We start from the raw sequence: 6,000 nt of genomic DNA on the forward strand, positions 1-6,000 counted from the left end.
TTTTATTACAACTGATTATCCGAGTTCTATCTAAATTTATTATATTTATTTCAATATTAATGTAAGCATTTCCTAGGTCATGCTGCGCAAACAGCCGTCAGCTATTAGCTATCCTTCTAGGTCGGAACTGCGGACTTCAGCTATTAATTTTAGGGAGGGTAAAAGCAACCTTTGAAATTTAAAAATAATAAAAAGTTACTACCAAAGTCTCAGGACAAAACCTGAGAAGTAATTATTAATTAGGGTTTGCTGTTTGCGTAGCATTCCCTAGGAATAGCTGACTGCTGATCGCTGTTTGCTTACATATTAATATTGGGGTGAACATCTAGAGCAAACTCAGCAGTTTGTTTCGCTCTAAATTTTCACCCCAACTAACTATTAAAGAAAAATTTATTAGGAGGAGAAAATTTTCAATGTGAAGTAGAAAATTATTCTCGCTAATATTGTAATGACTTAACACACACAGAAAGTGGGTGCACCTGTGTAGACTTTTGATACTTTTTGAAGACAGTCAGAACTTTCTGAGAAACAGAAGCAATTTTTGATTAAACAATAACTACTTTGTTTTTTATGACTGTTGATAGTCACCGAACAAGTCCACTCGAACTTATTTCAAGATGAAGTTAAATTTTTTATCTAATTTATTACCATTTGTCAGCTTGATCTAAAACATAAGCGACAACATCTTCAATATCATTAGGTTTTAGACGACCTTTGAAAGCTGGCATTGCTCCCTTACCATTTGTGACTTGATAGGTTACTGCTGCTACACTATCTTCTTTAAAACCTTTGAGATATTTTGTTAGGGCATCGGTTTTTAGAGTTTTCGGTGCCATGATTGTATTGCGACCTCCCAAATGGCAAGCGTTACAATTACCTTGGAATATCGCCTTCCCATGAGCTAAGTCTGCAGCTAAAGCGGGGGGTTGTACAGCAACAACAAAAAAAGTTATGGCCAATACCACAATTGATAGTAATTTTTTCAATTTTGTTCTCCTCTCTCAACACAAATACAGAAAATTATTAAATCTGCGTTTTTTATTCTAAATTGCACCTTTATATTAAGTCAAACGACAGCCTGTCAAACATAAAAATCAAATTAATCACGAGCAAATAGTTTTGAATGCTACATTTTTAATTTGTGCTGATACTTTAATGTGCTTTATAGTAAAAGGAACTAAGGAAGAAGAAAGAAAGAAGAAGGAAAATTCTTAATGTTATCTGAGTTTTAAATTTTTGAACTGCCCTATCCTTTTTTTCGACTGCTATATTAAAAAGCGTTTCGGTCTGGAATTCTCCGCAAACAGATACCTAATTATGTGTGCAAATTTTTGGGCTGATAGATGTTTGCGTAGCATCCCGTAGGGAAGCGCTAATAGCTGATAGCTAATTAATAATAAAAATAATTATTCTCCCCCTAAAAGTATCTAAATCACAAGAATTAATTGTGGAAGTTATTAACACTTGTGGTAGATAAATTTTTAGAGGGAGAAATGTTTAAGAGTTATAACTGATAACTCTAAATTTTGATTAGTATTATGGTAAGCATTCCGCAGGAAATGCTTACGTATTATGAGACCTAAACTATTTAGTAACTTGCACAAGAACAAGTATTCTTGTCATTACTTTAATAAACTACAGTAGAGCAAATTTCAAGTAGAGTAGAGCAAATTTCAAGTAGTTTCTCACACTTAAGTTCTGCTATTATTCTACAACCAGATGGCCAACCATTCCTGCACCACGGTGAGGAGTGCAGAAAAATTCATAATCACCAGTCTCAGCATCTGCTGGGATATTTACATCAAAGCTCTCTCCAGCTTTAAAAGCCAAATCTTTGTGAGAAAGTGATTTGGACAGTTCTGAATCTGGTGATTTAGCTGGATTGAACATTACATTATGAGGTGCAAGCATACCATTTTTAAATGTAACTGTATCACCTGGTTTAACAGCTATTTTCTTAGGACTAAATTGTAGTCCACCAGCACCCATTGTTACTTCATAGTTCGCTGCTTCTGCTGGATGAGAAAATACTAGACTACCAATAACTAGCATTACTACCGAAGCTAGTACTGCTACAGACTTGGAAAGTGAAGAAATAAAGCGCATTTTTACTCCTGTTCTTTTAAAATTATTATGTATTCAGAGATAATTTTACAATAGATATCTCCAAAAAAACCTGAAATCCTGATTCTGTTTAGATAAAAATCTAATTTCTGGAGATTTATAATTGTAAAACGACAGACTGTCATACTTAAATAATTTAGCAGAAAAAGGGAGAAATTTAAACTACGGTGTTGTCAAAATCTAAAAATAAAAAATAATGAGTACTTTACCAGATCACCGTCCACAACAAATGTCTTTAGGCCCTCTGGAAACAGAGATTTTGAATATTGTTTGGAAATTAGGTTGTGTCACAGTCAAACAGGTACATGAATATATTCTGGCTGACCCTGACCGAGAACTAGCTTATACTTCAGTAACTACAGTGCTACGTCGCCTGACTCAAAAGGGTTGGTTAGTTTGTGATGAAAGTGGGCGTGCCTTTATGTGGCGACCTTTAATTTCTCGTCGAGAAGCTGAAATGTTGAGAGCGCATCAACAATTAAATAAATTTCTGGAAGTAGGAAACCCAGATTTGGTGGCCTCTTTTGCCGATAGTTTAGATTCTGCTAGTATCGAGCAAATAGAAGCGATCGCCGAAAAGCTAAAAGCTATACGCAAAGTTAGGGAGGAGAAAGAATAATGCACCTGATCATCATTTTGGGAGCTATTGGCCTATCTTATGTCCTCAGAAAAGCTTACTTTTTTGCTCCATGTAATTGGGGCCAACGTTGGGAGCGATCGCTGCTGTTATTTATTTCTCCTCCCATCATATTAATTACGACAGCCATTGCAGTTATTTGTATGGGTCATCAAGGAGAGATGCTTGGACTATCTACTGGATGGTTTAGTTATTTATTGGCCTGGGGTTTTTGTGGATGGACAGCTATTTTAGGTTTGGTATTAGGTTATCAAGGTTGGCGGTCTGCACAAAAGGTGAATGATTATCCTCAGATAATGATTCAGGGTAAATCATTACGTTTACTGGATAATCCTATTTTATTTAGTGCCCAAATAGGCTTTTGGAATTCTCAGTTAGTAGTTAGTAAAGGACTTGTAGAAAGATTAAATTCCGAGCAACTTTATGCGGTGTTAAATCACGAACAAGCACATTATTATTATCGAGATAATTTTTGTTTTTTTTGGTTAGGTTGGTTAGGAAAAATTGCGCCTTTTTTACCAAATACTGAAATGTTGTGGCATGAACTTTTGACTCTTCGAGAAGTGCGTGCCGATCAGTGGGCAAAAAAACAAGTTGATGGGTTATTATTGGCGGAGACTTTGTTGTTAATGGTGAGTGATCGTTTAACTCAGCCAGCTAATTTTGCTGCGGCATTTAGTTGTACAACTCCCCCTAACCGTTTGACGGAAAGAATTGATGCGTTATTAGCGGAACCAGATTTTTCTATACAACAAAATAATTATTGGTCTTGGAGTTGGATATTGTTAAATTTTTTCCCTTTAATAACTATGTTGTTTCATCAGTAAAAGAAGGGGTCATTTCAGTTATCAGTTATCAGTTATCAGTTATCAGGATGAGGAAGGAGGAATAGATGAATAATTATTATAGAAGGGAATAGGGAACAGTGGGAAAAATATTTCCCTGTCTTAAGGTTTATTATCATTCTATGTTCTAACCAACCCATTCTTTGCTATAGAGTAATTAGATTTATATCAGAGAAGAAAAAAAGAATCTCAATCTCAATCAAGACATAAAGTGCCAGAGTTTAGAGGGTCATTTCAGTTATCAGTTATCAGTTATCAGTACCTCTAGTTAAAATCAAAGGCTGGAAATATTGAATTTTATTTTTTTTCATCCCCTTGAAATGGGAGGCTTCAGACCTGATTTTTTGCTCATTAAAAACACCCTGAATTTCTTGATAAATTTTCATCTTTTACCTTTTTTAACCCAGAGATATAGCAATATGCACTGGTATGTTTACAAATTGCAGGAACTACTCAATAGACATCTCCAGAAAAGAGGGAGTAGGGGGAAAGAATTGAGAATTTATGTGGGATGATTGATTGGATTTTTTATTTATTATTGGAGATGTCTAATAACTAAAAGTCTGATTATCAGCTTTTTATTCCCCCTATTGCCTATTGCCTGTTGCCTGTTGCCTGTTGCCTGTTGCCTGCGCAAAGCGCTATATATCTAAGCTGCTGACAAGAAATATTTTTGTCTTTTCTGATGCTGTAAATTATGCATATGTTCAAACAATTTCCAACAATATTCTTCAGAAAGTCCACAAGTTATAGCTCCTCTAAGTACAACATTCAAATACCAATCGTTAGGAGCTAATTCCTGAGGCAATTTATCTATAACAGTATAGGTACAAACCTCACTATATAATTTCCCCTGGCTATAAACTTCAACTATTTCTGGTCGATAACCACCGCAGTGAATTTGCTTAATAAAATCGAACTTTACAGTTTCTCTTTCATCTAGACGAGGGCGCAACCTAAAAGGTAAATTATAAAGCACTCCTTCTACATTAGAATTCTGGTCTTTGACTACATCTAATGCTCCACAATTACGCTTTTCTGAATAACGATAAAATCCAATTCTATATCCTTTAAGTGTAGCCGGACCGATGACGTAAGGATGGGTATTTTCTCCCATGGTTCTTTTTAAGTCTACAGGACACATACAAGAACCATAGGCAAAGTAGTAAAACTTTTTCTCTGTAGAAGTCTGCTTGTTCATCTTAGTTATTGATTTGAAACTATGAGTTAGTATATGTCTAGAATGACAAATTTGATTGGAGTATATACATTAAATTGTGCAGAATGTTTGATACTTTTTTCTGTTAGATTTTGCACAATATAGCGTTTTTATATGGGATATGGAGTGTGGGGAGTAGGGGAGTAGGGGAGTAGGGGAGATGGGGAGTAGGGGAGATGGGGAGTAGGGGAGATGGGGAGTAGGGGAGATGGGGAGATGGGGAGTGTGGTACATTTAATCCTGTAAAAAATAGTGAGATAGGTTTCTAGCTGAGGAATTTTTATATTAGTCGAAGCAAAGATTAAAACACATCAAAAGCTGAAAACTCAGACAAGGAAATCTTCTACCTTCTGCCTTATATTTTGAGGGTGAAAAATAGAATATTAAGCTTTTCATATACATTTTCCTTAAACAAATAATCCTGTAATATCATGTCCGGCAGCATCGGTCTTGTATAGCAAAGGTAAGGAAGAAGGAAGAGGGAAGAAGGAAGAGGGAAGAGAGAAGAGGAAGAAAGGCTACCCTCGCAAGAAAAAAACCATTATTTCCTGTAGATATTCACCCTTGGGTTTACACAAACGATATAAACGGACATGATATAAAAAATAGTGAGATAGCTTCCTAGCTGAGGAATTTTTATATTAGTCGAAGCAAAGCTTGAAACACATCAAAAGCTGAAAACTCAGACAAGGCAATATTCTAAATTCTGCCTTATATTTTGATGGTTAAAAATAGAAAATCAAGCTTTTCAGATACATTTTCCTTAAACAAATTAACCTGTTAAAAATAGTGAGATAGGTTCCTAGCTGAGGAATTTTTATATTAGTCGAAGCAAAGCTTGAAACACATCAAAAGCTGAAAACTTAGATAAGGAAATCTTCTACCTTCTGCCTTATATTTTGAGGATTAAAAATAGAAAATCAAGCTTTTCATATACATTTTCCTTAAACAAATAATCCTGTAAAAAATAGTGATATCAAATCCGTTTAATTCGGCACGTAAAAAATGTTCCATCTTCAACCATTACCAAATATTTCTCTCACTCCCCATCTCCCCATCTCCCACACTCCCACACTCCCACACTCCCCATCTCCCCATCTCCCCATCTCCCCATCTCCCACACTCCCACACTCCCACACTCCCACACTCCCCATCTCCCCATCTCCCCATCTCCA

General features: G+C 35.7%; 6 protein-coding genes. 2 read left to right on the plus strand and 4 right to left on the minus strand.

What is annotated here, in order from left to right; all coding sequences use genetic code 11:
* Positions 1-644: 644 nt before the first annotated feature.
* Both petJ and petE read right to left on the minus strand, forming a co-directional pair.
* Entirely contained in the window at positions 645-986 is a 342-nt protein-coding gene (gene petJ, locus F6K23_RS30360; RefSeq protein WP_293162842.1) for a cytochrome c6 PetJ, read from the minus strand.
* A gap of 718 nt (positions 987-1,704) precedes the next feature.
* Entirely contained in the window at positions 1,705-2,106 is a 402-nt protein-coding gene (gene petE, locus F6K23_RS30365) for a plastocyanin (protein ID WP_293162845.1), read from the minus strand.
* Between the two features lie 214 nt (positions 2,107-2,320).
* On the opposite strand from petE, the gene F6K23_RS30370 reads away from it, so the two are divergent.
* Positions 2,321-2,743, plus strand: coding sequence for a BlaI/MecI/CopY family transcriptional regulator (locus F6K23_RS30370; RefSeq protein ID WP_293162848.1), 423 nt, complete (start codon positions 2,321-2,323; stop codon positions 2,741-2,743).
* Positions 2,743-3,588: a M56 family metallopeptidase gene (locus F6K23_RS30375; RefSeq protein WP_293162851.1), complete on the plus strand. Its 846-nt coding sequence runs from the start codon at positions 2,743-2,745 to the stop codon at positions 3,586-3,588. The genes F6K23_RS30370 and F6K23_RS30375 overlap by 1 nt, the downstream gene beginning before the upstream one ends.
* A 667-nt stretch (positions 3,589-4,255) precedes the next feature.
* On the opposite strand, the gene F6K23_RS30380 is transcribed toward F6K23_RS30375, so the two are convergent.
* A complete protein-coding gene (locus F6K23_RS30380) occupies positions 4,256-4,807 on the minus strand; it encodes a gamma-glutamylcyclotransferase (RefSeq protein WP_293162854.1) in 552 nt (183 codons plus the stop codon).
* A 1,034-nt stretch (positions 4,808-5,841) separates the two neighbouring features.
* Positions 5,842-5,979 (minus strand): hypothetical protein, encoded by a 138-nt coding sequence (locus tag F6K23_RS30385; RefSeq protein ID WP_293162857.1) that lies wholly within the window; start codon positions 5,977-5,979, stop codon positions 5,842-5,844.
* Positions 5,980-6,000: the final 21 nt, after the last annotated feature.

It is taken from the genome of Okeania sp. SIO2C9 (genome assembly GCF_010672455.1).
GTDB lineage: Bacteria > Cyanobacteriota > Cyanobacteriia > Cyanobacteriales > Microcoleaceae > Okeania.